General features: G+C 69.8%; 25 protein-coding genes and 2 tRNA genes. 18 read left to right on the top strand and 9 right to left on the bottom strand.

Features of this window, described 5'->3' with window-relative positions; all coding sequences use genetic code 11:
• Positions 1-154: 154 nt before the first annotated feature.
• A complete protein-coding gene (locus tag ABZ441_RS00005; RefSeq protein WP_205018709.1) occupies positions 155-412 on the bottom strand; it encodes a mycoredoxin in 258 nt (85 codons plus the stop codon).
• Between the two features lie 212 nt (positions 413-624).
• Between ABZ441_RS00005 and ABZ441_RS00010 the strand changes: the two genes are divergently transcribed.
• The 5 genes from ABZ441_RS00010 to ABZ441_RS00030 all read left to right on the top strand — a co-directional run bounded on the left by ABZ441_RS00010 (position 625) and on the right by ABZ441_RS00030 (position 4,596).
• Complete coding sequence (locus ABZ441_RS00010; protein WP_358965981.1) at positions 625-2,847, top strand: ATP-dependent DNA helicase UvrD2; 2,223 nt, start codon at positions 625-627, stop codon at positions 2,845-2,847.
• 167 nt (positions 2,848-3,014) lie between these two features.
• Positions 3,015-3,341: a hypothetical protein gene (locus tag ABZ441_RS00015; protein WP_358965984.1), complete on the top strand. Its 327-nt coding sequence runs from the start codon at positions 3,015-3,017 to the stop codon at positions 3,339-3,341.
• A 171-nt stretch (positions 3,342-3,512) separates the two neighbouring features.
• Entirely contained in the window at positions 3,513-3,881 is a 369-nt protein-coding gene (locus tag ABZ441_RS00020) for a WhiB family transcriptional regulator (RefSeq protein ID WP_205018712.1), read from the top strand.
• Positions 3,882-3,913: 32 nt separating this feature from the next.
• Positions 3,914-4,237: a hypothetical protein gene (locus ABZ441_RS00025; RefSeq protein ID WP_358966740.1), complete on the top strand. Its 324-nt coding sequence runs from the start codon at positions 3,914-3,916 to the stop codon at positions 4,235-4,237.
• 155 nt (positions 4,238-4,392) lie between these two features.
• A complete protein-coding gene (locus ABZ441_RS00030; RefSeq protein ID WP_358965987.1) occupies positions 4,393-4,596 on the top strand; it encodes a hypothetical protein in 204 nt (67 codons plus the stop codon).
• Between the two features lie 61 nt (positions 4,597-4,657).
• On the opposite strand, the gene ABZ441_RS00035 is transcribed toward ABZ441_RS00030, so the two are convergent.
• Together ABZ441_RS00035 and ABZ441_RS00040 are read right to left on the bottom strand one after the other, a co-directional pair.
• Positions 4,658-6,073, bottom strand: coding sequence for an AarF/ABC1/UbiB kinase family protein (locus tag ABZ441_RS00035; protein ID WP_358965990.1), 1,416 nt, complete (start codon positions 6,071-6,073; stop codon positions 4,658-4,660).
• A gap of 64 nt (positions 6,074-6,137) precedes the next feature.
• A complete protein-coding gene (locus ABZ441_RS00040) occupies positions 6,138-7,292 on the bottom strand; it encodes a ThiF family adenylyltransferase (protein ID WP_358965993.1) in 1,155 nt (384 codons plus the stop codon).
• A gap of 181 nt (positions 7,293-7,473) precedes the next feature.
• On the opposite strand from ABZ441_RS00040, the gene ABZ441_RS00045 reads away from it, so the two are divergent.
• From ABZ441_RS00045 to ABZ441_RS00060, 4 genes are all read left to right on the top strand, one after another.
• Entirely contained in the window at positions 7,474-8,097 is a 624-nt protein-coding gene (locus tag ABZ441_RS00045; protein WP_358965996.1) for a M48 family metallopeptidase, read from the top strand.
• Between the two features lie 106 nt (positions 8,098-8,203).
• The gene (locus ABZ441_RS00050; protein WP_358965998.1) at positions 8,204-9,817 is read left to right on the top strand and encodes a TerD family protein; all 1,614 of its coding nucleotides are present in this window, start codon (positions 8,204-8,206) and stop codon (positions 9,815-9,817) included.
• A gap of 11 nt (positions 9,818-9,828) precedes the next feature.
• Positions 9,829-10,509 (top strand): AIM24 family protein, encoded by a 681-nt coding sequence (locus ABZ441_RS00055; protein WP_205018718.1) that lies wholly within the window; start codon positions 9,829-9,831, stop codon positions 10,507-10,509.
• A gap of 18 nt (positions 10,510-10,527) precedes the next feature.
• Positions 10,528-11,283: an AIM24 family protein gene (locus tag ABZ441_RS00060; protein WP_358966001.1), complete on the top strand. Its 756-nt coding sequence runs from the start codon at positions 10,528-10,530 to the stop codon at positions 11,281-11,283.
• A gap of 71 nt (positions 11,284-11,354) precedes the next feature.
• Here the strand turns inward: ABZ441_RS00060 and ABZ441_RS00065 are convergent, their stop codons facing one another.
• Together ABZ441_RS00065 and ABZ441_RS00070 are read right to left on the bottom strand one after the other, a co-directional pair.
• On the bottom strand, positions 11,355-11,900 hold the full coding sequence (locus ABZ441_RS00065; protein WP_358966004.1) for an NUDIX hydrolase: 546 nt from the start codon (positions 11,898-11,900) through the stop codon (positions 11,355-11,357).
• Positions 11,897-13,339 (bottom strand): zinc-dependent metalloprotease, encoded by a 1,443-nt coding sequence (locus tag ABZ441_RS00070; protein ID WP_358966007.1) that lies wholly within the window; start codon positions 13,337-13,339, stop codon positions 11,897-11,899. Before ABZ441_RS00070 ends, ABZ441_RS00065 begins: the two co-directional genes overlap by 4 nt.
• Before the next feature lie 192 nt (positions 13,340-13,531).
• On the opposite strand from ABZ441_RS00070, the gene ABZ441_RS00075 reads away from it, so the two are divergent.
• The 4 genes from ABZ441_RS00075 (at position 13,532) to ABZ441_RS00090 (ending at position 16,848) form a co-directional block, all read left to right on the top strand.
• Entirely contained in the window at positions 13,532-14,674 is a 1,143-nt protein-coding gene (locus tag ABZ441_RS00075) for an SDR family oxidoreductase (RefSeq protein ID WP_358966010.1), read from the top strand.
• Positions 14,675-14,792: 118 nt separating this feature from the next.
• On the top strand, positions 14,793-15,254 hold the full coding sequence (locus ABZ441_RS00080) for a molybdenum cofactor biosynthesis protein MoaE (protein ID WP_358966013.1): 462 nt from the start codon (positions 14,793-14,795) through the stop codon (positions 15,252-15,254).
• Positions 15,255-15,381: 127 nt separating this feature from the next.
• Positions 15,382-15,552, top strand: coding sequence for a hypothetical protein (locus ABZ441_RS00085; RefSeq protein ID WP_205018724.1), 171 nt, complete (start codon positions 15,382-15,384; stop codon positions 15,550-15,552).
• A 186-nt stretch (positions 15,553-15,738) separates the two neighbouring features.
• Complete coding sequence (locus tag ABZ441_RS00090; protein ID WP_358966017.1) at positions 15,739-16,848, top strand: PDZ domain-containing protein; 1,110 nt, start codon at positions 15,739-15,741, stop codon at positions 16,846-16,848.
• Positions 16,849-16,869: 21 nt separating this feature from the next.
• Here ABZ441_RS00090 and ABZ441_RS00095 read toward each other — a convergent pair whose 3' ends face one another.
• Positions 16,870-17,439 (bottom strand): PPA1309 family protein, encoded by a 570-nt coding sequence (locus ABZ441_RS00095; RefSeq protein ID WP_358966020.1) that lies wholly within the window; start codon positions 17,437-17,439, stop codon positions 16,870-16,872.
• Between the two features lie 127 nt (positions 17,440-17,566).
• On the opposite strand from ABZ441_RS00095, the gene ABZ441_RS00100 reads away from it, so the two are divergent.
• From ABZ441_RS00100 to ABZ441_RS00115, 4 genes are all read left to right on the top strand, one after another.
• Positions 17,567-20,506 carry a UPF0182 family protein gene (locus ABZ441_RS00100; protein ID WP_358966743.1) on the top strand — a complete coding sequence of 980 codons (2,940 nt, stop codon included), beginning with the start codon at positions 17,567-17,569 and terminating at the stop codon, positions 20,504-20,506.
• Positions 20,507-20,548: 42 nt separating this feature from the next.
• Positions 20,549-20,622: transfer RNA gene (locus ABZ441_RS00105), tRNA-Met, on the top strand.
• A gap of 211 nt (positions 20,623-20,833) precedes the next feature.
• Positions 20,834-22,882 (top strand): tetratricopeptide repeat protein, encoded by a 2,049-nt coding sequence (locus ABZ441_RS00110; RefSeq protein ID WP_358966023.1) that lies wholly within the window; start codon positions 20,834-20,836, stop codon positions 22,880-22,882.
• Positions 22,883-22,978: 96 nt separating this feature from the next.
• Positions 22,979-23,052 (top strand) — tRNA-Met (locus ABZ441_RS00115).
• 106 nt (positions 23,053-23,158) lie between these two features.
• Here the strand turns inward: ABZ441_RS00115 and ABZ441_RS00120 are convergent.
• Positions 23,159-23,578: a Fur family transcriptional regulator gene (locus tag ABZ441_RS00120; RefSeq protein WP_358966025.1), complete on the bottom strand. Its 420-nt coding sequence runs from the start codon at positions 23,576-23,578 to the stop codon at positions 23,159-23,161.
• 158 nt (positions 23,579-23,736) lie between these two features.
• On the opposite strand from ABZ441_RS00120, the gene ABZ441_RS00125 reads away from it, so the two are divergent.
• Complete coding sequence (locus ABZ441_RS00125) at positions 23,737-25,209, top strand: catalase (RefSeq protein ID WP_358966028.1); 1,473 nt, start codon at positions 23,737-23,739, stop codon at positions 25,207-25,209.
• 102 nt (positions 25,210-25,311) lie between these two features.
• On the opposite strand, the gene ABZ441_RS00130 is transcribed toward ABZ441_RS00125, so the two are convergent.
• Together ABZ441_RS00130 and hisN are read right to left on the bottom strand one after the other, a co-directional pair.
• A complete protein-coding gene (locus tag ABZ441_RS00130; protein WP_358966030.1) occupies positions 25,312-25,713 on the bottom strand; it encodes a CBS domain-containing protein in 402 nt (133 codons plus the stop codon).
• A gap of 168 nt (positions 25,714-25,881) precedes the next feature.
• Entirely contained in the window at positions 25,882-26,685 is an 804-nt protein-coding gene (gene hisN / locus ABZ441_RS00135; RefSeq protein ID WP_205022257.1) for a histidinol-phosphatase, read from the bottom strand.
• Positions 26,686-26,687: the final 2 nt, after the last annotated feature.

Below are 26,687 nucleotides of genomic sequence, written 5' to 3' on the forward strand. Positions count from 1 at the left end.
GACATCCAGTTCACACCGGCCTGGCCGTACATGGCGCTGAGGCCGTGCTGCGCGACGGGGAGGACGAACTTGGGGCGTGCGGCCAGGGCCCCTCGTCACACACCTGGGCGGGCCGGGCGCCGGTCCGTTCCCGACGCGGACCGGGCAGCGGGAGTCAGGCGCCGAGTGCCTGCTTCACCTGCGCCAGGCTGGGGTTCGTCATGACGACATCGGAGCCGCCCTGGGCGGGAACCACCAGAACCGTCGGGACTGTCTGATTACCGCCGTTCGCCTTCTCGACGAAAGCTGCCGATTCCGGGTCGTGCTCGATGTTGACCTCGGTGTACGCGATGCCTTCGCGGTCCATCTGGCCCTTGAGCCGGCGGCAGTAGCCGCACCACGTGGTGCTGTACATCGTCACAGTGCCCGGCATGTCCTCGGTGCTCCCTTGTCTCGTCCGTCTCGCTGGATGCGGGGCCGCGCGTACGCTCCCGCATGGAGGGAACGCACGGGACGCGACCACCATTCCCCTCGCACCGGGCTGTACGGCGAACGTCACCGGCCGCGCGCCGCACCAGTACGACGAACGACATCCCCTGTGGACAACCGCCGCGGCCGCCCCTCACGACCTGGCAGCATGGCAGGGTGACAGCAGCAACGCATTCCACCCTCTTCCCACAGGTCCCCGACTCCGCGGACGCCGTGCTCGACGGGCTCGACCCGGAGCAGCGCGAGGTCGCGCTCGCCCTCAACGGACCGGTGTGCGTGCTGGCCGGAGCCGGTACGGGCAAGACGCGGGCGCTCACGCACCGTATCGCCTACGGGGTGCGTGCCGGGATCCTCCAGCCGACCACGGTGCTCGCCGTCACCTTCACCAACCGGGCTGCCGGGGAGATGCGGGGCCGGCTTCGCCAGCTCGGAGCGACTGGTGTCCAGGCCCGGACCTTCCACTCCGCGGCTCTGCGTCAGCTCCAGTACTTCTGGCCGAAAGCGGTCGGTGGTGAGCTTCCGCGGCTTGTGGAGCGCAAGGTCCAGCTGGTCGCCGAGGCCGCGGCCCGCTGCGGGATCCGGCTCGACCGCAACGAGCTGCGTGACGCCACCAGTGAGATCGAGTGGGCCAAGGTCACCCAGACCGTGCCCGCGGACTATCCCGCCGCGGTCGCCAAGACCCAGCGGGACGCCCCGCGCGACCCGGCCGAGCTCTCGCAGGTCTACGCGATGTACGAGCAGCTCAAGCGCGACCGGTCGGTGATCGACTTCGAGGACGTACTGCTGCTCACCGTCGGCATCCTCCAGGACCGGCACGACATCGCCGATCATGTGCGCCGTCAGTACCAGCACTTCGTCGTCGACGAGTACCAGGACGTGAGCCCGCTCCAGCAGCGGCTCCTCGACCTCTGGCTCGGTGACCGTGACGATCTCTGCGTCGTCGGCGACGCCGGCCAGACGATCTACTCCTTCACCGGTGCCACCCCCGACCATCTGCTGAACTTCCGCACGCGCCATCCGGACGCGACGCTGGTCAAGCTGGTGCGGGACTACCGCTCCACGCCCCAGGTCGTCCACCTGGCCAACGGTCTGCTGAGTCAGGCCAGCGGCAAGGCGGCCGAACACCGGCTGGAGCTGGTCTCGCAGCGGGCCAAGGGCCCCGAACCCGTCTACACGGAGTACGCCGACGAGCCCGCGGAGGCGGAGGGCACCGCACGCCGCATCCGTGACCTGATCGCAGCCGGGGTCCCGGCCGGTGAGATCGCCGTGCTGTACCGGGTCAACTCCCAGTCCGAGGTCTACGAGCAGGCTCTCGCCGACGCGGGTGTGCCTTACCAGCTGCGCGGCGCCGAGCGTTTCTTCGACCGCCCCGAGGTGCGCGAGGCCGGCGTCGCCCTGCGGGGCGCCGCCCGCGCGGGAGGCAACGACTCGCTGCTCGACGGCGCTGACGACCTTCCCGCCGAGGTGCGGGCGGTCCTGTCCACGAAGGGCTGGACCTCCAAGCCACCGGCCGGATCAGGAGCCGTGCGGGACCGCTGGGAGTCCCTCGCCGCGCTGGTGCGCCTGGCGGAGGACTTCGAACAGGCCCGGCCGGGAGCCACGCTCTCCGATCTCGTGGCCGAGCTGGACGAGCGCGCCGCGGCCCAGCACGCACCCACGGTGCAGGGCGTGACCCTGGCGTCGCTGCACTCGGCGAAGGGCCTGGAGTGGGACGCCGCGTTCCTCGTCGGGCTCACCGAGGGCATGATGCCGATCGCCTACGCCAAGACGGACGAACAGGTCGAGGAGGAACGCCGCCTGCTGTACGTCGGAGTCACCCGGGCCCGTTTCCACCTCTCGCTGTCCTGGGCGCTGTCCCGGTCGCCGGGGGGCCGCGGGAACCGCCGGGCGACCCGCTTCCTCAACGGGCTGCGGCCCGGCTCGGCCGCGCTCGGCGCGCGGGGCGGGGCCGGAGGAGGCGGCGGCATCGACCGCGGCTCACGCGCGGGTACGGGCGGCACCGGCACGCAGACCCCGGCGAGGGCGGGCAGAAGGGGTCTGGCGCGCTGCCGGGTCTGCGGCAAGTCACTCACCGAGGCCGGTGAGATGAAACTGATGCGCTGCGAGGACTGCCCCTCGGACATGGACGAGGGGCTGTACGAGCGGCTGCGCGAGTGGCGCGCGGACCGGGCGAAGGAGATCAGCCAGCCCGCTTACTGCGTCTTCACCGACAAGACGCTGATGGCGATCGCGGAGGCCGCGCCGGACAGCGAGGGCGAGCTCGTCGTCATCGCCGGCGTCGGCAACCGGAAGCTGACGAGGTTCGGGGCCGACGTGCTGGCCATCTGCGCAGGCCGGACGGTGGGTCAGGAGCTGGGGGAGGACGACGGCGAGGTGTGAGGAAAACTCGTCGAAAAAATAGTTTGCGCCCACAGCAGCAATCACCATAGGTTCTTAACCACGGGAACAGCGACTTCTCTGAAGCCCTGACTCCGTGCTGTACTTATCCGAATACCGCAGGACCGGCCCCGGCCGGTCCCCTGAGACGCCGAGAGGAGGCGATTGTCGTGATCAGCATCATCAACACCATCGAACTGACCGATCCGTCGGTCGTCTCCACCTGCTCGCTCGGCCTCACCCGCTCTTCGGCGCTCTCGCTTCGTGGCATCGGTGTGTCCGGCGTCTCCGCCGTCAGCCCGCTGTCCAACACCGGTCTGCCCGTGCGGGAGCGCAATGAGCGACCGACCGAGGCACCGGAAGCAGTCGTAGTGAAGGGACAGGCCTCGGCCTATGCCTTTGCGGCAGCCGCAGCCGGTGCCGGAGCCAAGAAGCAGACGCAGCACCACACGATGTGGGCCTTCCGTGGGCCTGAACCCTGGAGTGATCCAGCCTGAGTCGAATCAGGCCGGCGCCTTCAGGGCCGCGGAACCCCACTCGGGATCCGCGGCCCTTTTGTTTTGTCCGAACGGATGAGACGAGACGAAGGAGCCTCGGGGACAGCAAGACCTGGTACCAGCCGCCAACCGGCCCACAGGCCGGCACGACCAGACGAGGACAACGCCACCGTGCAACTCGAGACGCACGCCCCGTCCGTACCGCCTTCCGACACGATCTCCCCGCCCGGCCTCACGGAGGACTCCACCTTGATTCCGCTCACCGCGCTCACCGCGCTCGACGACGCCATCGAGAACCTCGGCGTACCCGTCCCCTGCCGCTCCTACGACCCTGAGGTCTTCTTCGCCGAGTCGCCGGCGGACGTCGAGTACGCCAAGTCCCTCTGCCGGACCTGCCCGCTGATGGCGGCCTGCCTCGCAGGCGCCAAGGAGCGTCGCGAGCCGTGGGGTGTCTGGGGTGGCGAGCTCTTCGTCCAGGGCGTGGTCGTCGCCCGCAAGCGTCCGCGTGGCCGTCCGCGCAAGAACCCGGTCGCGGCGTGACCGCCGGCCTGGGGGTCATGACCCCCACACGGATGAAGCGCGTCGGAACCATCGACCGTCCCCAGACCCATGACCCGCGAAATCAGGCACCAATGATCACCGCCACGAGTGAGCCCGTCGGCTCCGCGACCCCGGACGTCACCATCATCGGCGCGAACGACTCGCGCCAGAACAGGACCCGCGAAATGCAACTCATCCCAGAAGCCCTGGCCCGTGCGCATATGCACGAGCGTCTGAGGGAAGCCGAGGACGGACGTCGGGGTGCGCGCCTGATGTCCGCCCGGCGGATGCAGCGCCGGGCGGAGCGCGCGTCGATGCGCGCCCGGCGCGCGCTCGCCATGGCCGTCATGCACTGACAGTTCAACCAGCAGTACGGCACACCACGGCTGCCGGGCCACCGCTCGGCCCTCAGGCAGCCACCCTCCCCTTTCAGCGGGGCCGGCCGAACAGAGGCCGGCCCCGCAGTGCGTTGCGGCGCGCGCCGCCCGGCCCATGGCGTTATCGTCGGCAGGTGGACGAGGAGACTCATCACCCCGCGGAGACGTTCACCGACCATGTGGTGTGTGCCCGCTGCGGCACCACCGCGAAATCGGACGTCCCGCCTCCGACGTGGCTCTGCTCCGTGGAGAACGGCAGGCGCCAGTACTTCTGCGACGACTGCGCCCGCGCCCATATCCGTGCCGTCGAGAGCCGTCTCGACTCCGCCTGGTGGTGACCCGACGCGCAGGGCCGGAGGCCTGGGGAGTGTGCGCGTGACCGGACGAGGTGGGTGAGCATCACACCTCGACCGCCGTGCCCTCCTCGGCGCTGTCCTCCTCGTCCGGTTCGCAGTCCGGGAGGAATCCCGGCAGCCAGGACTCCAGTTCGTCCCGCAACCGGACCGTCGCGCCCAGCTGGCACAGCACCCCGATCGTGCTCAGCGTCACCCGATGTATCAGCAGGTACGACGGGGGCAGATTCAGCTGCTTGCCCAACTGGTGTGCGGGAGAGCGAGGATCGGCGATCCGCGCTGCCTGGCTGCGCAGCCAGGAGCGGGTGAAGGTGAACTCGTCCGCCTGTGCCGGCTCGATGATGGGGAGCAGATACTCGAGGACGGCGTCCGGTTCGAGATCGATCGACTCCTTGACGAAACCGTCCTCCCGCAGCATGGCGTAGACGCCGTCCGCGTCCCCGTCCAGCGTCATCCGCAGGGCGTCGCCGATGGTCTGGGGCAGACCGCCCGGCAGGCGGTCCACCGTGCCGAAGTCCATCACCCCCAGACGCCACCGGCCCAGATCGTGGTCCAGTCCGTCCACGTCCCCGGCGGTCGCATCCGGCGGAGGGAGCAGCCGGAAGTTCCCCGGATGGGGGTCCGCGTGCAGCAGGCCGGTGCGCGCGGGGCCCGAGAAGAGGAAGCGCGACAGGAGCTGGCCGGCCCGGTCCCGCTGTTCCGTGGTGCCGTCGGCGATCACCTCCGACAGCGGAACTCCCTCCATCCACTCCGTCACCAGCACCTGATCGGACTGATGCACCACTGCCGGGATCACGACATCCGGATCGTCGGCGAACTCCACCGCGTGCTCCTGCTGGGCCCGGGCCTCGAGCTCGTAGTCCAGCTCCTCGGACACCCGGTCGCGCAGTTCCGTGATGAGCGGCTTGATGTCCATTCCGGGAACCAGCGGCCCGAGCAGCCGTGCGAAGCGGCTGAGTTGAGTGAGATCCGACAGCAAGGCCTCACCTGCGCCCGGGTACTGCACCTTCACGGCGACGTGCCGTCCGTCGTGCCACACGGCGCGGTGGACCTGTCCGATCGAGGCCGCGGCAGAGGGCTGGTCCTCGAACTCGGCGAACAGGTCCCGCCAGTCCTCGCCGAGCCGCTCCGCGAGCACCCCGTGAACCGTGCGGGTCGGCATGGGCGGTGCCGCCTCCTGCAGTTTCGTCAGCGCCGCCCGATAGGGGCCCGCGACATCCTCGGGCAACGCGGATTCGAAAACGGACAGAGCCTGTCCGAGCTTCATGGCGCCGCCCTTCAGCTCACCGAGCACCTTGAAGAGCTGATCCGCCGTGCGCTGCTGGACCTCGCGTGCCACTATCTCGGCGGACTTCCCGCCGATCCGCTTGCCGAGACCCCATGTGGCACGCCCGGCGAACCCGAGCGGCAGAGCGGCCAGCTTCGCGGTACGGGTGACCGCCTTCCGGGGAAGATCAGACATGTGCCCCTCCAGTTCGCAGACTGCCGTGCCGCGTGAGTATTCGGCTCCGCTCCGTCGGCGGCGGTCACCCGGCCATTGTGTCCTGCGCGGCGCCGGCCGCGGGCGTGAGCTCCACCTCAGTGTGCCCGGCGGCACCGCACACGCAGTCGAGATGTGGCTCCAGCCTCTGCGACCGCCAGTCAAGGAGGGGCATGGCGGCCTCCCACCGCGCCCCGGTGCTGCCCGGGAGCTCTCCGTCGAGGAAGGACAGGGCGTGGGCCGCGGCGAGGCCGGCCACCGCGCCGGCCAGGCCCAGGTCGCAGGCCTGCACGCAGGTGCGCCGTCCTGACCTCCACTGAGCGAGCATCCTCGGCCACTGGGGGTCGGCCTCCGCACGGTGCAGTGCGAGGCAGCCCGCGCAGCCGGTGCCACCGGGCAGCACCAGCGGCCCGACGACTCCGGTGGCCTCGATCACCCCGGCGTAGAGATGGGGGGTGCCAGAACCGATCCACGGCGCGGCCGTGTCCGGATCGGGTGCGTAGACGGAGAGACCGTCCCTGGGTGCCACCACGATCAGGGACAGCGCGGGTTCACCGCACACCGGAGCCGCCCCTGTCCTGTCTGTCCCGCCCGACGGTGGAGGCCCGCCGACCGCCGACCGGCGCACCAGCTGCCGGGCGGCGGTGTCGCGGCGCTCTCCGACCGAGGAGACCGGCAGCCCGCCCGGCGAGACGTCCCAGGGCTCGGTGCGGCCCCCGTCGAGCACGTCGACATGACCCACCCCCGACCCGGACAGCACTGCGGCGATGGCCGCTCCGACCCTGCCCGCGCCGCGGACCTGCACCCGCATCGCGCGCCGGGCCGCGAGTCTGCGCAGCCCGCCGCCGGGCGCCGGATGGACCACGGAGAGGGCCGCAGCGTCGGGACGCTGGCGCTCCAGGGTCTCGGCCCGTCGGCGTAAGGCGTCGGCCTCGGGGCCACCCGCGTCCGGATCATCCAGCAGACCGGCCTCCGTAAGACGGGATACGAGAATGTCCACGTGACGGTCCGACAGATCCAGGGCCCTGGCCTCTTCGCGGAGCAGTGGAAGTCCGCGTGTTCCGTCGAGCAGTTCCAGAAAGCTTCCGGTGGCGATATCCATCGGCCCCAGCGTTACCGCGTGCGCGGGTGTCACACCGAATTGCACGGTGTTCCGTCCACGCCAGGCCCGGCGCAGTGCGGGCTTCAGCATCGGGTGCATGACTTCTCCCAGCTCGGTGTCGGCATCCGTTGCCAGAATGCAACGTGAGGGGCGAGGCGTGCCGAAAGTTATCCACAGGCTGGGGTGTTAGTCGTTCAAATGGTGGGGGACGGGAAGTGGATCAACGTCGAACCGTCGGGGAGGCGGGACTTCCCGCACCGTCGGCAGGTAACGTCGTGCCGTGCCCGCCGACTCCTCTCCCGGTCTCGCCGGAGAGACCCACGCGCGCAGCGCCGGCCGTCGGCAGCGCAGCGCAGCCACCCCCCAGCCCCGCGCCTCGGTGTCGAGCGCCGTGGAGGTCCGCAGGAGCACCCGGCGCAGCAGAACGGTCTCCGCCTACCGGGAGGGCGACCGCACCGTCGTGCTCATCCCGGCGCGGATGTCGGAGGCCGAGGAGCAGCGCTGGGTCGGCGTGATGCTCGACAAGCTCGCCGCACAGGAGAGCAAGCGCGTCATCGGTGACAGCGAGCTCACCGGCCGCGCCGAACGGCTGTCCGGCCAGTATCTCGGGGGGCGGGCACGCCCTGTCTCCGTGCGATGGGTGACCAACCAGAACACCCGCTGGGGCTCCTGCACGCCTGCCGAGGGCAGCATCCGGCTCTCGCACCGGCTGCAGGGCATGCCGGAGTACGTCGTCGACTACGTGCTCCTCCACGAGCTGGCACACCTGCTGGTTCCGGGCCACGGGCCGCGCTTCTGGCGGCTCCTGGAGGCGTACCCCCGGACCGAGCGTGCGCGAGGCTATCTCGAAGGTGTCGTGGCGGCCGACCGGCTCCCGCACCTGCCTGCCGCCCGCGAGGAGTGACGTCGCCGATTCTGTACCGGGTCTGTACCGACTTGGCTCATTGTCGCGGTTTGCGGTTAGCCTGACGCGACGCATTCACCTTCGGGATGGGGGACGGTCGTTACGCATGGCCAGGGAATTTCAACGCGGCCACAAGGCCAAGATCAGTGATCTCACGTCAGGGACGGATCTGTACGTAGGCGTGCAGATCGCGGGCTCCGGCCTGACGTTCGACATCAGCTGCTTCGGTCTCGATGCCAACGAGCAGCTCTCCGACGACCGGTATTTCATCTTCTTCAATCAGCCGAAATCGCCTGAGGAGTCCATTCAGCTTCTCGGCGCCCAGGCCGGCGACACCGAGTCGTTCCGCGTCACACTCGACCGCATTCCGGCGAACATCCACAAGCTGTCGTTCACAGCGACTCTCGACGGCGCCGGTCAGATGTCGCAGGTCGGCCCGGGATACATCCGCATCGTCGCGGGCGGCGAGGAAGTGGTGAAGTACGCCTTCACCGGTTCGGAGTTCACCACCGAGCGCGCGGTCATGCTCGGCGACTTCTATCTGAAGGACGTCTGGCGGTTCGCCGCGGTCGGCCAGGGCTTCGACGGCGGCCTCGACGCGCTGCTGAAGAACTTCGGCGGGGAGGTAGCGGAGGAGGAAGCTCCCGCCGCGCCGCCCCAGGGCGCCGCTCCCTCGTTCGCGCCCCCCGCCCAGTCCTCGGCGCCTCCTGCCTTCGGTGCTCCCGCCGCCCCCCAGGCGCCGCAGCCCGCACCGGCATTCGGCGCTCCGGGGGCGCCGGCCCCCGCGCCGCAGCAGCAGCCGATGCATGCCGCGCCGACCATCTCGGCACCGGTGGTCCCACCGGCACCCGCTCCGTACGGGCAGCCCCAGCAGCCCCAGCAGCCGCAGTTCGGGCAGGTGCCCGGGCAGGGCGCGCCTCCCGCCGCACAGCCCTACGGCCAGCAGCCCCCGGCCGCGCCGCCGTTCGGACAGCACGCCCAGGCGCCGTTCGGACAGCAGCCCCCGGGGATGCAGCCGGGGATGCCGCACGGGGTGCCCCAGGGTGTTCCCGCGGGTGGCGCGGGCCTGCAGGCAGCCCTGCAGCCCTACAAGGAAGCGGCCACCGGGCAGCGCTGGACCTCGCAGAACCAGCAGCTCATTCGTGTCGACCTCACGATGGGCGGAACACCGGTGCTGGCCCGGCAGGGCAGCATGGTCATGTACCAGGGCAAGGTGGACTTCGGATACAAGGGTGCAGGTTTCGCGGGCCGCATGGTCGGTAACGCCACGGGCCAGGAGATGCAGCTGATGCGCTGTACCGGCCGTGGCCAGGTCTTCCTCGCAGAGGAAGGGGCGCATCTGCACCCCATCGAACTGCAGGGCGACGGCATCTGTGTCTCCGCGGAGAGCGTCCTCGCCTTCGACGAGTCCCTGCAGTACGAGGTCCGCCGGATCGAGGGCCACGGCATTCCCGGCGGCGCCCTGTTCACCATGCAGTTCCAGGGCACCGGAACCATCGTCGTCAAGACCCACGGGGTCCCGGTCGTCCTGCCGGTCACACCGACCACCTTCGCCGACTGCAACGCCGTGGTGGCCTGGTCGTCCGCCTCCCAGGTGATCATCTCCAGCCAGGTCCGGCTGCGCCGCAACGCGTACCCGGGACACAGCGGGGAGACCGTGAACCTCCAGTTCCGGGGGGCACCCGGAAACTTCATCGTCGTCCAGCCCTACGAGGTCTGAGGGAGCCCGTCATGAATCAACAGCTCGCGGGCTTCGCCCCGACCCCGGTCACGGCCCGCATGGAGAACCACGGCCGCGCGATGCTCAAGGTCGCCATGGCCACCGGCCAGGACCTCTACGCGCGCACCGGCTCGATGGTGGCCTACGAGGGCTTCATCCAGTACGAACCCAACCCGCCGGCCGTCCGCCAGATCGCGTCCCAGTGGATCACCGGTGAGGGCGCGCCCCTGATGAAGTGCGCCGGCGACGGACTGCTCTACCTCGCCGACTACGGCGCGGACGTGGTCGTCATCAACCTCGACAACGACTCCCTCTCGGTCAACGGCACCAACCTCCTGGCCTTCGACGGCCACCTCACCTGGGGTGTGGAGCGGGTCAAGGGTCTGGCCAAGTTCGCCGGCCAGGGCCTGTGGAACGTCGGCATCCAGGGCACGGGCTGGGTCGCCATCACCTCGCGCGGCACGCCGATCGTCGTCGACTGCGGCCGCGGCGACGACGAGACGTACGTCGACCCCGACGCGCTCGTCGCGTGGTCCCCGAACCTCAAGGTGAAGGGCAAGCGCAGCTTCAAGGCGAGCTCCCTCATAGGGCGGGGCAGCGGAGAGGCATATCAGATGGCCTTCTCGGGGCAGGGCATCGTCGTCGTCCAGCCGAGCGAGGACAGCACCGACCGCCTCCGGGTCCGGAACTGAGCGGGGGAGAAACAGATCATGCAGAGTCCGCTTTTCGGTCACACCGAGCAGCAGTCCCAGGACCGCTACACCGTCCAGAATCCTCAGCTCCTGCGGGTCGCGCTGACCGGCCACGACGACGTCCTCGCCCGGAAGGGCGCCATGGTCGCCTACCAGGGCCTCATGGAGTTCGACGGCGAGTACCAGTCGCAGGGCCAGCGCCGCGCCCGCAGGAACACGGGCGAGGGCCTCGACCTCATGCGCTGCTCGGGGCAGGGCACCGTCTACCTGGCCAACCTCGCGCAGTACATCCATATGGTCGATGTCGATCACGAGGGCATGACGGTCGACAGCGCCTACGTCCTCGCGCTGGACTCCTCGCTGCACACCGAGGTCATCGCGGTGGACAGCCAGTACGGGATCTCCGGCACGGGCAAGTACCAGCTGAACATCTCCGGGAACGGCAAGGTCGCGCTGATGACCTCCGGCCAGCCGCTGATGATGCAGGTCACCCCTGACAAGTACGTCAACGCCGACGCCGACGCGATCGTCGCCTGGTCGAGCGGGCTGAGGGTGCAGATGCAGGCCCAGACCCACTCCACGGGCGTCGCCCGGCGTCGCGGCAACACGGGGGAGGGCTGGGAGCTCAGCTTCCTGGGCCAGGGATTCGCCCTCGTCCAGCCGAGCGAGGTGCTCCCGCCGCAGAACGCCCAGATCGGCCAGGGTGCCGCGGCCCAGTTCGGTGTGGGTCAGCACGGCGCGCGCAGCCAGAACCAGAACAACGCCTGGAACTGAGCCGGCCCGCTCCGACGGAGCCCGACAGGCTGAGGGGCGGTTCCCACGGGGAGCCGCCCCTCACCCTGTGTCTAGAAGCCTCTGCCCAGCCGTACGCGGGTGCTCTCCAGCAGCCGCACCACCGAGGCGTCCGCCATCCCCGCCACCTCGTCGTAGGGGAACCAGCGCAGATCGAGGGACTCGTCGCTGATCTGCGCCACCGCTCCCGGCGTCGCCGTCGCGGCGTACTGCACATCGAGATGCCAGTGGCAGGGCGCCGGGATGGGATGCCGGTCCAGCCGCACGGGCCCGCCGGGCAGCAGCCTGAGCCCGGCGATGCCCGACTCCTCCGTGGCCTCACGCAGAGCCGCCGCCGCGAGGGCCGTGTCCTGGGGCTCGCAGTGCCCGCCCATCTGCAGCCACATGCGCAGCTTCCTGTGCAGCGTCAGCAGGACCCTGCCCTGTTCCGGGTCGATCACCAGGGCGCTGGCCGTCAGATGCCCGGCCCCGCACGCCTTCCACATCCCGTCGGGGTGACCGGAGAGATGATCCAGATACGCCTGTCGCAGCTCCGTCTGCTGTGTGTCGTCACCGACGTAGCCCTTGAGTACGCCTACCGCGTCGTCGTGCAGGCTCACCGGCCGGTGTCGTCCTTGCCGTCGCTCCTCGGGTCGTCCCCGGGCTCCTCTTCGCCCAGGTCCTCGGCGGCGGGCTTCTGCGGGCCCTTCGCCGCTTCACCGAGCATCTTGTCCAGCTCGGAGAAGTCCAGCTGCTCGTGGTGGACGAAGCCGTCCGGGTCGTCCAGGTCCTGGGCCGTCGGCAGCATGTCCGGGTGCTCCCACAGGTCGTCCCGGCCGTCCACACCCCGGGCGTCCGTGAGAGACGCCCACAGCCGGGACGCGTCGCGAAGCCGGCGCGGGCGCAGCTGGAGACCGATCAGCGTGGCGAACGTCTGCTCGGCGGGACCGCCCGAGGCCCGGCGCCTGCGCATCGTCTCGCGCAACGCGTCCGCCGAGGTCAGCCTGGACTTCGCGGCTTCGTGCACCACCGCGTCCACCCACCCCTCGACGAGGGCGAGGGCGGTCTCGAGGCGGGCCAGCGAAGCCTTCTGCTCCGGGGTGTCCTCCGGCTGGAACATGCCCTGCTGAAGAGCGTCCTGCAGCTGCTCGGGCTGCGAGGGGTCGAACTGACCGACGACGTCCTCGAGCTTGCTGGTGTCGACCTTGATGCCGCGCGCGTACGCCTCGACCGCACCGAACAGATGCGAGCGCAGCCACGGGACGTGGGCGAAGAGCCGCTGGTGGGCCGCCTCCCGCAGTGCCAGGTACAGGCGCACCTCGTCCTGCGGCACGCTCAGGTCCTTGCCGAACCGCTCGACGTTCAGCGGAAGCAGCGCGGCCTTGCCGGCCGGCGCGAGCGGGAGCCCGATGTCCGTCGAACCGACGACCTCACCGGCGAGCACGCCCACGGCCTGCCCGATCTGCTGGCCGAACATGGCGCCGCCCATGGACCGCATCATGCCGATCAGCGGGCCGGCCATGGCCTGCATCTCCTCCGGCAGGACGTCACCCATGGCCAGGCCGACGCGCTCTGCCACCGGGTCCACCAGCTGCTGCCACGCGGGCAGCGAAGCCTCGACCCATTCCGCGCGGCTCCACGCCACCGTCGAGACGGAACCCGAGGGCAGCGACGTCACGCCGTCCAGCCAGAGGTCGGCGAGACGCAGTGCCTCGTCGACGGAGGCACGCTCCGCGGGGCCGACGCTCGCGTCCTTGCTGCCGTCGGTGGTGCCCTGCGACACCGTCTGGCGGGCGATCTGCTTGGCCATGTCCCAGTTGACCGGACCGCCCTCGTAGCTCAGCATCTGGCCGAGCTGCTGGAAGGCGGCACCCAGGTCGTTCGGGTTCATCGAGCCGAACATCGCGGCGAACGGGTTGTCCCCTCCCGCGCCGAAGCCGAACGGGTTCGCCGGCCCGCCCGCGCCCTGCCCACCACCGGTGGGGTCCTTCTTCTTGCCTTCGTCGCCGTCTTCCGGCTCCTCCGGCGGAAGGCCGAATCCGAATGGGGTGTCACTCACGGGTTTCCTCGGCTCGTAGGGCCGCCGGCTCGAACCGACGGCGACTGCCCGACATCACCATCCAGCGTAGACACCAAAGACCGCTCGGGGCCCTCAGTGCTCCGCCGGCTCCCGGCCTGCGGCAGGATGGACGCCACCTGGTACGCACGCGTCATACGGGTACGTACTGAAGACAACCGCTGGAGACGCCCGGTGAGTTCCCCAGATCCGCAGGTTCGCGCAGCGCGAAACCTGGCCGACCCCTCGCCCGAAAGCAAGCCCACGAAAAATTCCTCCCGAAGCCGCGGCCCCGTCGTCGCGGTCACCGGTGCCGCGTCCGGTGTCGGCGAGCTGCTCACCGCCCACCTCGCCGCATCCGACGCGATCAAGCAGGTCATCGCCATCGACGAGCGCCGCGGGGAGGTCTCCGAGGCGACGTGGCACATCCTGGATGTACGGGACCCCGCCATCGCCGAGAAACTCCGCGGCGCGGACGTCGTCGTGCACATGGCGCTCGACCTCGACCTGGAGACCGACGCCGCCGCGCGTACCGCGTACAACGTGCGCGGTACGCAGACCGTGCTGACGGCGGCGGCGGCCGTAGGGGTCCACCGGGTCGTGCTGTGCACCTCGGCGATGGTCTACGGCGCCCACGCCGACAACGACATCCCCCTCTCCGAGGACGCGGAGCTGAGGGCCACGGCGGAGGCCACCGGGGTCGGTGACCTCCTGGAGGTCGAACGGCTGGGGCGCCGCGCGCCCCGGGCCCACCCGGGACTCAACGTCACGGTGGTGCGGCCCACCGTCCTCGTCGGCGGTACGGACACGGCGCTCACCCGGTACTTCGAGTCGCCCAGGCTGCTCGTCGTCGCCGGCTCACGCCCTGCCTGGCAGTTCTGCCACGTCGACGACCTGGTGACCGCCCTGGAGTACGCGGCCCTGGAGAAGATCGAGGGGGAGTTCGCGGTCGGCTGCGACGGCTGGCTCGAACAGGAGGAGGTGGAGGAACTCTCCGGAGTGCGCCGCATGGAGCTTCCGTCCGCCGTCGCCCTCGGCGCCGCTGCCCGGCTGCACCGGATCGGCCTCACGCCCTCACCGGCGGGCGATCTCGCCTACACCATGCACCCCTGGGTGGTCAGTGTGAGCCGGCTCCACGACGCGGGATGGCGTCCCCGCTGGACGAACGAGGAGGTCCTGGCAGCGCTCCTGGAAGAGGTGGAGGGACGCCACACGGTCGCCGGCCGGCGGCTCGGCCGGAAGGACGCCACCGCGGCGGGGGCCGCCGGGGCGACCGTCGCACTGCTCGGCACGGCGGCTCTCGTCCGACGGGCCCGGAAGGCGCGCCGACGCTTCTGAGGGGGCCGACACGCTCCACGGCCCGGTCACCCGCCTGTAGGAGGCTCCAAGCGGTCCGCCGTGGCACCGGTCGAAAAGGCTGTTCCGGGAAGCCGGTGCCGTGCGGCACGATGGTCCCATGGCACACACCCCCGACCATCCCGGCGAGCAGACGGCCCAGGACCCCATCCGGCTCCTGGACATCCGTGACACACCGCTCTCCGTCGACGAGATCTTCCGCGCGGTCGGGGACGACGCCGCGGGAGGGATGGCGCTCTTCGTCGGCACGGTGCGCAATCACGACGGAGGGCAGGACGTCGGAGCCCTCGGCTACTCCTGCCATCCGACGGCGGGGGACGAGCTCCGCAGGGTGGCCGAGAAGGTGGTGGCGGAGTTCCCGGTACGTGCGCTTGCCGCCGTCCACCGGGTGGGTGAACTGGGTGTCGGCGATCTTGCGGTGGTCGTCGCCGTGTCCTGCGCCCATCGGGGTGAGGCGTTCGAAGCCTGCCGCAAGCTGATCGACGACCTCAAGCACGAGGTCCCGATCTGGAAGCACCAGCGTTTCTCCGACGGCACGGAGGAGTGGGTCGGCGCCTGCTGAGCGCAAACCGCCCCGGGGGGCATCAGCCCCGATTTGCGTAACCGCACCCCTGCCGTGAGCGTTGGTCCTGCAGGTGGTTAATCTTCTGATCGTCAGTTGCGGTCGCTCATGGGGCAGGGAGGTCGTGATGGCAGCACTCGCTTGGCTTTTGATTCCGCTCATAGCCGCACTCGGCGCGGCGATATGGGGAGGGTGGGCAGCCCGCAATCGAACGACCGGCGATGTCACCGAACTCGCCGGCTACGCCAGGTTCCGTGAGGCGATGGAGAAGGCGCACTCCGGTTCCGAGGCCGTCTGAGACCCCGCAGCCGTACGCGGTTGCCAATTCCGCGCCGCACCCGCATCACCGGCGACGTCGCCCTCGCGGTGAGTGAATCCGCGACCCCGCACCGGCCCCGCGACCCTCGTGGCGCCTCCCGGCCGTCCGCCCCGTGCGGACCGGCCCCGACGGTGCACTGACAGGCCGTTCCCGTACTGTCGTTCCATGCCACGCCGCACCGCGACGATGCTCGCCTCCACCCTCGTTCTGATCGCGCTGCTCTGCGCAGGCGTGCTGATCCGCGTGCCTTACTCGGAGATGTCCCCGGGCCCGACCGTGAACACGCTCGGCGATGCCCGTGGCGAGCCGGTTCTGCACATCAGCGGCCACAAGACGTATCCGACGTCCGGGAACCTCAACATGACGACGGTCCGTGTCACCGGCGCGGACTACGACATGAACATCGTCGAGGCCGTCTACGGCTGGCTGGCCCATGACAGCGTGATCGTCCCCCACGACACCCTCTATCCGGACGGCAAGACGGAGGAGCAGTCGACGCAGGAGAACGCGGAGGAGTTCAGCCAGTCCCAGGAGAGCGCCAAGGTCGCCGCCCTGGAGGAGCTGAAGATCCCCGTGACCTCCCGCGTGGTGGTCTCCACCGTCGTCAAGGACAGCGCAGCCGAGGGTGTACTGCACGCGGGCGACGTGATCAGGGCCGTGGACGGTACGGCGGTCGACCAGCCGGGAGACGTGGCGAAACTCGTCACGAAGCACGAGCCGGGTGAGGACGTCGTCTTCACCATCGTTCCCGCCAAGACCGCGGCGGCCGCCGAGAAGGCAGGAAAGGAGCCCAAGGGCTCCCGCGATGTCACCCTCACCACGCGGAAGGCACCCGCGGACCCCTCGGCTCCCTCGGCGGAGGACCGGGCGATCGTCGGGATCCAGGCAGGGACGGACCACACTTTCCCGTTCGAGATCGACATCAAGCTGGCCGACGTCGGCGGCCCGAGCGCCGGACTGATGTTCTCGCTCGGCATCATCGACAAACTGACGCCCGGAAAGCTCACGGGCGGTGAATTCATCGCCGGCACCGGCACCATCGACGACGAGGGCAAGGTCGGTCCCATCGGCGGGATCAACATGAAGCTCGTCGGCGCCCGTGACGCGGGTGCCCGGTACTTCCTGACCCCGGACGACAACTGCGCCGCCGCGGCATCCGACACGCCGGGGGGCCTCACCCTCGTGAGGGTGAAGACCCTGGACGACGCCAAGAAGTCCCTGGACAAGATCCGCGCGGGGGACGCGGCCGGCCTGCCGAGCTGCTCGACGGGCTGAGGCCGGCCCCCGCCCCGGAGATCAGGACTCGAACGTGGCCGCGAGTGCCTCGGCCAGTCCCGGGACCAGCCCCGCACCGGTCAGGACCTCGGTCGGGGAGTCCTTCTCCCGCAGCCGCACGGCGGAGTCCCGCGCCCCGTCCCGCAGCACCGCCACGGTCATGCGCACCTCCTGGCGGTCGGGGTGCCCGGCGACCCATTCGGTCAGCTGGGCGTCGGTCAGACCGTCCGGCACGGACGTCTCCGCGGACGGCGGCAGCATCATGCGCTCCACCGTCATGGCGCAGCCGACGACCGCGTCGGGCCAGGCGATCGTGGCGAGGAACTCGTCCAGCGCGGTGCCGGCGGGGAGCTCCTCCTGCTCGACCGGGGTGAGCGTGGCGGTCGTGGAAGCGGAGTCGTCGAGGCCGAGCTGGGCGGCGAGGCCCGGCTCGTGGGCGCGCAGCCTGGCGGTGTCGACCAGGGCGAAGAGCCTGGCCGGCTGGTCCCAGCCGAGGCTCGCGGCGTAGGTGTCGATTTCGAGTACGGCGACGGTCAGTGGGCTCGCGGCCATCGGAGGGCCTGAGGGGGAAACATTGGGCATGCCCAACATCCTGCCTCCTTCTGCCCCGGTAACGGGAACTAGGTAAAGCCTCAGTAAGTTGCATAGGTGGGCTCTACGATCGCTGGGCCTGCTTCACACGACCGCGAACTTCGAGGTGCGCACGTTGGCTTTCCAGATGCCGGACCGCGGCGGAGGCCCGACCGGGCCACGGATCAGAGTCGGCCGCCCGTCCCGGCGCGTCCGTACCCTGCTCATGACTCTGGGGGTCCTGGCGGTTCTCGCCATGGCCTTCGTCATGTTCGCCGGGTTCTGGACGGACTGGCTCTGGTACAGGTCGGTCGCGTATTCGTCTGTATTCACCACCACTTTGTGGACCAAGATCGGTCTGTTCCTCGTCTTCGGACTGCTGATGGCCGTCGCCATCGGTGTGAACGTCTGGCTCGCGCACCGGCTCCGGCCGCCGCTGAGCGCGATGTCCCTGGAGCAGCAGAGCCTGGACCGCTACCGGATGAGCATCGCCCCGTACAAGAAGTGGGTGCTGCTCGCCGTCACCGCACTCGTCGGGCTGATCGCCGGGGCCTCCGCGTCCAGCCAGTGGCGCACGTGGCTCATGTACGTCAACGGCGTGCCGTTCGGCCAGAAGGACCCCCAGTTCAAGCTGGACGTCTCCTTCTACGCCTTCGACCTGCCGTGGTACCGCTTCATGCTCGGCTTCGGGTTCGCCGCAGTGGTGCTGTCGCTGATCGCGGCGGCGCTGACCCACTACCTCTACGGCGGACTCCGGGTCACCAGCCCGGGCGCGCGGGCCACGGGTGCGGCCACCGGTCATCTCTCCGTGCTGCTCGGTGTCTTCGTCACGCTGAAGGCAGTGGCGTACTGGCTCGACCGCTACGGCCTGGCCGTGAAGTCCAGTGACTTCAAGGCCACGGACAACTGGACCGGCCTGCGGTACGTCGACGCCAACGCCTACCTGCCGGCGAAGACGATCCTGTTCTGCATCGCCGTCATCTGCGCCGTGCTCTTCTTCGCGACCCTCTGGCGCCGCACCTGGCAGCTGCCGGTGATCGGCTTCGGCCTGATGGTGCTGTCGGCGATCCTGATCGGCGGCCTCTACCCGGCGATCGTGCAGAAGTTCCAGGTCCAGCCCAACGAGCAGGCCAAGGAAGCGCCGTTCATCCGGAAGAACATCGACGCGACCCGTGATGCCTACGACATCGACGACGCGCAGGTGGACGACTACTCCGGCAAGGGCACGACGACCGACGAGGCCAAGCTGCGCGCCTCCGCAGGCGAGGCCGCCAGCTACCGGGTGATGGACCCGAACGTCGTCTCGCCGGCCTTCCAGCAACTACAGCAGAAGAGGAACTACTACCAGTTCCCGGAGACGCTGGACGTCGACCGCTACAAGGGTGAGGACGGCAAGGAGCAGGACACCGTCATCGGCCTGCGCGAGCTCAACCTCGACGGCCTCCCCAAGCGGAACTGGATCAACGACCACTTCACGTACACCCACGGCTACGGCGCCATCGCGGCCCGCGGCACCACGACGGGTACCAACCCGACGGGTTCCCCGGACTTCACGGAGTCGGGTCTGCCGACCACCGGCGAGCTGGGGGAGTACGAGCAGCGGATCTACTACGGCGAGAAGACCGAGCAGTACTCCATCGTCGGCGGGCCCCAGAAGGAGCTCGACTACGAGGAGGACGGCGAGAAGACCACCAGCTACAAGGGCAAGAGCGGGGTCAGTCTCTCCAACGCCTTCAACCGCGCCGCCTACGCGGTGTCGTTCAGCGAGCCGCAGATACTGTATTCCGGGGCCATCGGGGACGGTTCGCGCATCCTGTACAACCGGACGCCCAAGGAACGCGTCGAGGCGGTCGCCCCCTGGCTGACCATCGACGGTGACGCCTATCCGGCCGTGGTCGGCAAGCGGATCCAGTGGGTCGTCGACGCCTACACCACGACCAACGGCTACCCGTACGCCTCGCGTACGACCCTGGGTGACACCACGGCCGACTCGCTGACCACCAACCAGCGCGCGGTCGTCGCCCAGCAGAACCAGGTCAACTACATCCGTAACTCGGTGAAGGCCACCGTCGACGCGTACACCGGAAAGGTCACGCTCTACGAGTGGGACACCAAGGACCCGGTGCTCAAGACCTGGCGCAAGGCCTTCCCCGGAACCGTGAAGTCCCGGGGCGACATCCCGCAGGACCTGATGGACCACCTGCGCTACCCGCAGGACCTGTTCAAGGTCCAGCGCGAGCTGCTCACGCGCTACCACGTCCAGGACCCCGCGCAGTTCTACAGCGGAAGTGACGCCTGGCAGGTGCCGGACGACCCCACCAACAAGGAGCCCGGGGCCGTTCCGCCGTACTACCTGAGCATGAAGATGCCGGGTCAGGACGCGCAGAAGTTCTCGCTGACCACGACGTTCACCCCGAGAGGGCGTCCCAACCTGGGGGCGTTCATGGCGGTTGACGCCGACGCGGCCAGCAAGGACTACGGCACGATAAGACTGCTGAGAGTCACCACCACCGTGAAGGGCCCCGGCCAGGTACAGAGTGAGCTCAACGGCAACGACGACGTCGCCGAGTTCGTGAGGAACCTGAAGGGCACCGACTCGGACATCGAGTACGGCAACCTGCTGACGGTGCCGCTCGACGGAGGCTTCCTCTACATCGAACCCGTCTACACACGCGGTGGCACGCAGAACTATCCGCTGCTGCGCAAGGTGGCCGCCTCGTACGGGTCGGAGATCGTCTTCGAGAACAGTCTCGGGGAGGCGCTCAACGCGGTCTTCGGGGTCGAGGGTTCCGATACGCCCACGGAGCCGACCGAGCCGCCGGGTGACACCACGGAGCCGCCGGCCACCGGGGACGCCGCTCTGAAGGCGGCCATCGCGGATGCCCAGGAGGCCTACACGGCGGGCGAGGAGGCCCTCAAGAAGCAGGACTGGGAGGCCTACGGCAAGGCCCAGACCGACCTTCAGGACGCTCTCGAACGGGCTGCGGCCGCGCAGCCCAAGCCCGGCAGCGCCTCGGACACCGGCGGTGAGGGCGCCTCGGGTACCGAGAACGCCACGAAGCCGGAGGACGGTGACCAGGGCAGCTGAGAAAGTTCCACCCCGCGTCGTGGTACGGTTTGAACACAACGACGCGGGGTGGAGCAGCTCGGTAGCTCGCTGGGCTCATAACCCAGAGGTCGCAGGTTCAAATCCTGTCCCCGCTACTGAAAGGTGAAGGCCCGGATCCTTATGGATCCGGGCCTTCGTCGTGTCGTGAGACGGTTTTCAACTGGTCGGAGTGAAGTGCGTTTCGCGGGGCACGAGTTGAACTCAGTCGTGTTTCACTTGTCTCTCTGTGGGCATGTCGATAAAACGCTGAAGTGACCTCACTGGCCGCGATATACCAGGTGTACGCGGGTTGCGGGTGGTGCGACGATGGTATTTATGGGGGACAGGGCAACTCTGTTGAAGACAGGGCGGTTTGTGCAGCGAAACGGCCGGATGACGGAAAACATGGCAGATGCGGCATTCGCCGTTGCCCTGGCCGAGACAGCTGATACCGCCGACGACGGCTGCGAGGCCGCCGTCCTGACCGTGGACACCACCGACACCGCCGATGGCTTCCGGACCACCGGGGGGGCGGGAGCCACCGGGAGTGCGGACACCACCGACACCACGGACACCGCAGACGAGACCGAGGCGCGCCACCGGCGTGCTGCGGAAGCCGGAGACACCGCGTCGATGAGCGTTCTGGGCGCTCTCCTGCTGCGGCGCGGCGACCTGGACGGTGCCGAGGCGTATCTGCGCGCGGCCACCGCCGAGGGCGACCGGGCGGCGGCCAACAACCTCGGCGTGCTCCTCCATCAGAAGGGATACGCGGACGAGGCGGCCGGATGGTGGCGTATCGCCGCTGTCGCCGGGTCCGCGGCCGCCGCGCACGCACTTGGGCGCCACTTCAGGGAGCGCGGGGACGAGCCGGGTGCCGAGTACTGGCTCCGCCAGTCCGCGGAGCAGGGGCACGCTCTGGGCGCGTACGCGCTGGCCGACCTGCTGGAGCACCGCGGGGACACGGGCGCCGAGCGCTGGCTGCGCGCCGCCGCAGAGCAGGGACACCGGGAGGCCGCGTACCGCCTCGCGCGGACGATCGAGCGCAATGCCGTCGGCGACGCACATGACGCCTTCGGGCTCGGCCGCGTCGAGGGCGAAGTCCGCCGGGGGCTGGACGCCGGTACGCCGGCGAAGCCGGACAGTCCCGTCGCGGGTCCCGATTCCGAGCGGGTCGGCGAGGCCGAGCAGTGGTACCGCCAGGCGGCGGCACGCGGGCACCGCCGCGCGGCCCTGCACCTCGGGGCCATCCTCGAACAGCGCGGCGAGCTGAAGGACGCCGGCCGCTGGTATCTCACCGCAGCCAAGGACGGTGAGCCCCGGGCGGCCTGTGCCCTCGGTTTCCTGCTGCGCGACGCGGGTGACGAGGAGAGCGCGGCCGTGTGGTGGCTGCGTGCCGCCCAGGACGGCGACGGCAACGCCGCCAACGCGCTGGGCGCACTGCACGCCGCCAGGGGTGAACAGCAGACCGCGGAGCGCTGGTACCGCGCCGCCATGGACGCGGGTGACGTCAACGGCGCGTACAACCTCGGCCTGCTGTGCGCCGCCCAGGACCGGATACCGCAGGCCGAGCAGTGGTACCGCCGGGCCGCCTACGCCGGTCACCGTGAGGCGGCGAACGCGCTGGCCGTTCTGCTGCTCCAGGCCGGGGACGCGACCGGGGCGGAGCCCTGGTTCTCCAAGGCCGCGGAGGCGGGCAGCGTGGACGCGGCCTTCAACCTCGGCATCCTGCACGCCGGGCGGGACGAGGACCGCACCGCGATCGGCTGGTATCAGCGTGCGGCCGCGGCCGGGCACACCGATGCCGCGCTGCAGGTCGGCATGGCTCTGCTGCGGGACGGCGACGAGCGGGAGGCCGAGCGCCACCTGCGGTGCGCCGCGGGCGGCGGCAGCGCGGAGGCCGCCTTCCGGCTGGCGGGTGTCCTCGACCGGCGCCAGCCGGCGCCGGGCCCTCCCGCACTGGGAGAGCCGATGCCCGAGCGGACCGAGTGCGAGGAATGGTACGAGAGGGCGGCCGAGCAGGGGCACCGCCGCGCCCAGGTCAGGGCCGGGATGCTCGCGGCCGCACGCGGTGACATGGCGAGTGCCGCGCGCTGGTACCGCGAGGCCGCCGAGTCCGGCAGTCGCAACGGGGCCTTCAACCTCGGTCTGCTGCTCGCCCGTGAGGGCAGCGAGCGCGAGGCGGCCCTGTGGTGGAGCCGCGCGGCCAACGACGGGCACGGCAGGGCGGCCCTGCGCCTCGCGCTGCTCGCCGCCCGGCGGGGCGAGCTCACCGAGGGGCAGCGCTGGTGCGCGCGCGCCGTCGAGCTCGGTCCGGCAGAGGTGACCGAGCGGGCCGCGCGACTGCTGGAGGCGCTGCAGCAGGAGCTCACCGCGTGACGACGGCAAGGTCGGTCGTCCATGGCCCCGCACGGGTGTCCCACGAATGAATTTGCTCCGGTCGGTGGGAGTACCGTACTGTTGCACTCACAACGACGCGGGGTGGAGCAGCTCGGTAGCTCGCTGGGCTCATAACCCAGAGGTCGCAGGTTCAAATCCTGTCCCCGCTACTGAAAGACCGAGGCCCGGAACCTTCCAAGGTTCCGGGCCTCGGTCGTATGCCCGTGCAAAGACCGGCGGCCGCCTGGAGGAGGCCGGTCCGGCGGTGCCCCTCCGTCAGGCGGTGGCGGAACAGTTCGGGCAGATGCCGCGGTAGGTCACCTCGACGTCCGAGACGGTGAAGCCGAAGCGCTCGTCGTCCGGCAGGTCCGCCAGCGGATTGCCGGACGGGTGCACGTCCCGGATCGCTCCGCAGCGGCCGCACACCAGGTGGTGGTGGGGGCGATGGGCGTTCGGGTCGTACCGCTTCGCCCGGCGGTCGGTGGAGACCTCGATGACCTCCCCGAGGGACACCATCTCGCCCAGCGTGTTGTACACGGTGGCACGGGAGATCTCGGGCAACCGGTCGACGGCCCTCGCGTGGACCTCGTCCGCCGTCAGGTGCACATGGTCCCCCTCGAGAACCTCGGCCACCACGCGCCGCTGTGCCGTCATGCGCCAGCCACGTCCACGAAGTCGTTCCAGGAGGTCACTCATGGGGCCCAGCCTAACAGTGGAGAGGCCGAGTCCCGAGTGGGTGTGACTTTAGATGGCTGCTTGACTTAGACAAAGTCCATTGTAGGATCGGTGGCATATCGGCCAAGGACAGGCTGCGGCCGAGGACGGGCTGCACAGAGAACGACGCTGTGCAGGACATGACGCAGGAGGCGCGCGTGACACAGGGACCGCTCACCACGGAGGCCGGCGCTCCGGTAGCCGACAACCAGAACAGCGAGACCGCTGGCCCGGGTGGACCGGTTCTCGTTCAGGACCAGGCGCTTCTCGAGAAGCTCGCCCACTTCAACCGCGAGCGCATCCCGGAGCGCGTCGTGCACGCCCGTGGTGCCGGCGCCTACGGCACCTTCACGCTGACCCGGGACGTCTCGCAGTGGACCCGGGCGAAGTTCCTCTCGGAGGTCGGCAAGGAGACCGAGACCTTCCTGCGCTTCTCCACCGTGGCGGGCAACCTCGGCTCCGCCGACGCCGCGCGCGACCCTCGCGGCTGGGCGCTGAAGTTCTACACCGAGGAGGGCAACTACGACCTCGTGGGCAACAACACCCCGGTGTTCTTCATCAGGGACGCCATCAAGTTCCCCGACTTCATCCACACCCAGAAGCGCGACCCGTACACCGGTTCGCAGGAGGCGGACAACGTCTGGGACTTCTGGGGTCTGTCGCCCGAGTCCACGCACCAGGTGACCTGGCTGTTCGGCGACCGTGGCATCCCGGCCTCGTACCGCCACATGAACGGATACGGCTCGCACACCTTCCAGTGGAACAACGAGGCGGGTGAGGTCTTCTGGGTCAAGTACCACTTCAAGACCGACCAGGGCATCAGGAACCTCACCACCGAGGAGGCCGTCCGGCTCTCCGGCGTGGACCCGGACAGCCACCAGCGCGACCTGCGTGAGTCCATCGAGCGTGGGGAGTTCCCGAGCTGGACCGTGCAGGTGCAGATCATGCCGGCGGCCGAGGCGGCCACGTACCGCTTCAACCCGTTCGACCTCACCAAGGTGTGGCCGCACGAGGACTACCCGCCCATCGAGATCGGCAAGCTGGAGCTCAACCGCAACCCGGAGAACGTCTTCGCCGAGGTCGAGCAGTCGATCTTCAGCCCGGCGCACTTCGTGCCCGGCATCGGCCCGTCCCCGGACAAGATGCTCCAGGGCCGCCTCTTCGCGTACGGCGACGCCCACCGCTACCGCGTCGGCATCAACGCCGACCACCTGCCGGTGAACCGCCCGCACGCCACCGAGGCGCGCACCAACAGCCGGGACGGCTACCTGTACGACGGCCGTCACAAGGGCGCGAAGAACTACGAGCCGAACAGCTTCGGCGGCCCGGCCCAGACGGACCGGCCGCTCTGGGAGCCCGTTCCCGTCACGGGTGGCACGGGTAACCACGAGGCGCCGCGCCACACCGAGGACGACGACTTCGTCCAGGCCGGCAACCTCTACCGGTTGCTGTCCGAGGACGAGAAGGCCCGGCTGATCGACAACCTCGCCGGTTTCATCTCCCAGGTCTCCCGCGACGACATCGCCGAGCGGGCGGTCGCCAACTTCCGTCAGGCCGACGGAGACTTCGGCAAGCGGCTGGAAGCCGCGGTCCAGGCCCTGCGCGGCCGGTAGCCCTTGCTGTCGGCGGCGGGCCGGATTCCCCGGGGTGTCCCCGGCGGGTCCGGCCCGCCGCCGTGCGCGGGGCCGAACACGCCGGGGAAGAGCGGACCGGGATCAGAGGGTCAGGTCTGCGGCCTGTCTCCTGGCCGGCGCCCAGCACCTGATGATGTCGCGCACCGAGACGATGCCGACCGGACCGTCGCCGTCCAGCACGATCAGATGGCGGAAGCCGCCGTGCGTCATGGCCGCCGCGGCCTCCTCGAGGGTCCAGGAGGGGGAGGCGAAGACCACGTCGGTGGTGGTGTGGGTGGAGGCGGTCTCGACATCGGGGTCCAGTCCGGTGCCGACCGCGTCGAGGATGTCGCGCTCGGTGATGATGCCCAGGCCGCAGGTGTCCGGGTCGTGGACGACAGCCGCCCCGATGCGACGGGCCGACATCAGCCGCGCCGCCTGTCGGAGTGTGTGGGCCGGGCCGATGGTGAGGACCAGGGTGCTCATGGCGTCACGGACAAGCATGTAGGGAGCCGCCTCCTTCGGGAAGTGAGCTGCGGGGTCGCCTTCGTGAGGCGATTCACAAGTTCACAAGTGGGGGGACTCCCAGAGTCGCACCCAGGAGGGGAGTCAACAAGGGGGAGGGCGCCCGCCGTCGGCGGGCACCCTCAGCCGGTCAGCACCCGGACCGGGTCACTCGTAGCGCTGGTTGAGATAACCGAGCAGCTCGTGGTGCAGCAGCCCGTTGGACGCCGCCGCGTTGCCGCCGCCCGGGCCGGAGACCCCGTCCAGGCTGGTGAACCGGCCGCCGGCCTCCTGGACGATGATCGCGTTCGCCGCCATGTCCCACAGGGACAGCTCCGGCTCCGCACAGATGTCCACCGAGCCCTCGGCGACCATCATGTACGGCCAGAAGTCCCCGTATCCCCGGGTGCGCCAGCAGGCCCGCGTAAGGTCCATGAAGCCGTCGAGCCGGCCCTGTTCCTCCCAGCCGGTCATCGAGGCGTACGCGAACGACGAGTCCGAGATCCGCTCGACCTTCGACACGTGCAGCCGCGACGCGGAGGTCAGGCTGCGGCCGGAGAAGGCGCCGGCGCCCTTGGCCGCCCACCAGCGACGGCTCAACGCGGGTGCCGACACCACGCCGACCACCGGCTGGAACCCGTTCTCGCCCGCTTCCATCAACGAGATCAGCGTCGCCCAGACGGGGACGCCCCGTACGTAGTTCTTGGTGCCGTCGATCGGATCGATGACCCAGCGCCGCGGGCCCGTGCCCTCGATGCCGTACTCCTCGCCCAGGATCGCGTCACGCGGGCGCGCCCGGTGCAGGTGCCCGCGGATCAGCTCCTCCGCGTGTTTGTCGGCCTCGCTCACCGGCGTCATGTCCGGCTTGGTCTCGACCTTGAGGTCCAGAGCCTTGAACCGGTCCATCGTCGCCGCGTCGGCGGCGTCCGCCAGTACGTGGGCGAGGCGCAGATCATCGTGGTAATCGGGCATGC

The organism is Streptomyces sp. NPDC005752, assembly GCF_040630715.1.
Taxonomy (GTDB): Bacteria; Actinomycetota; Actinomycetes; order Streptomycetales; family Streptomycetaceae; genus Streptomyces.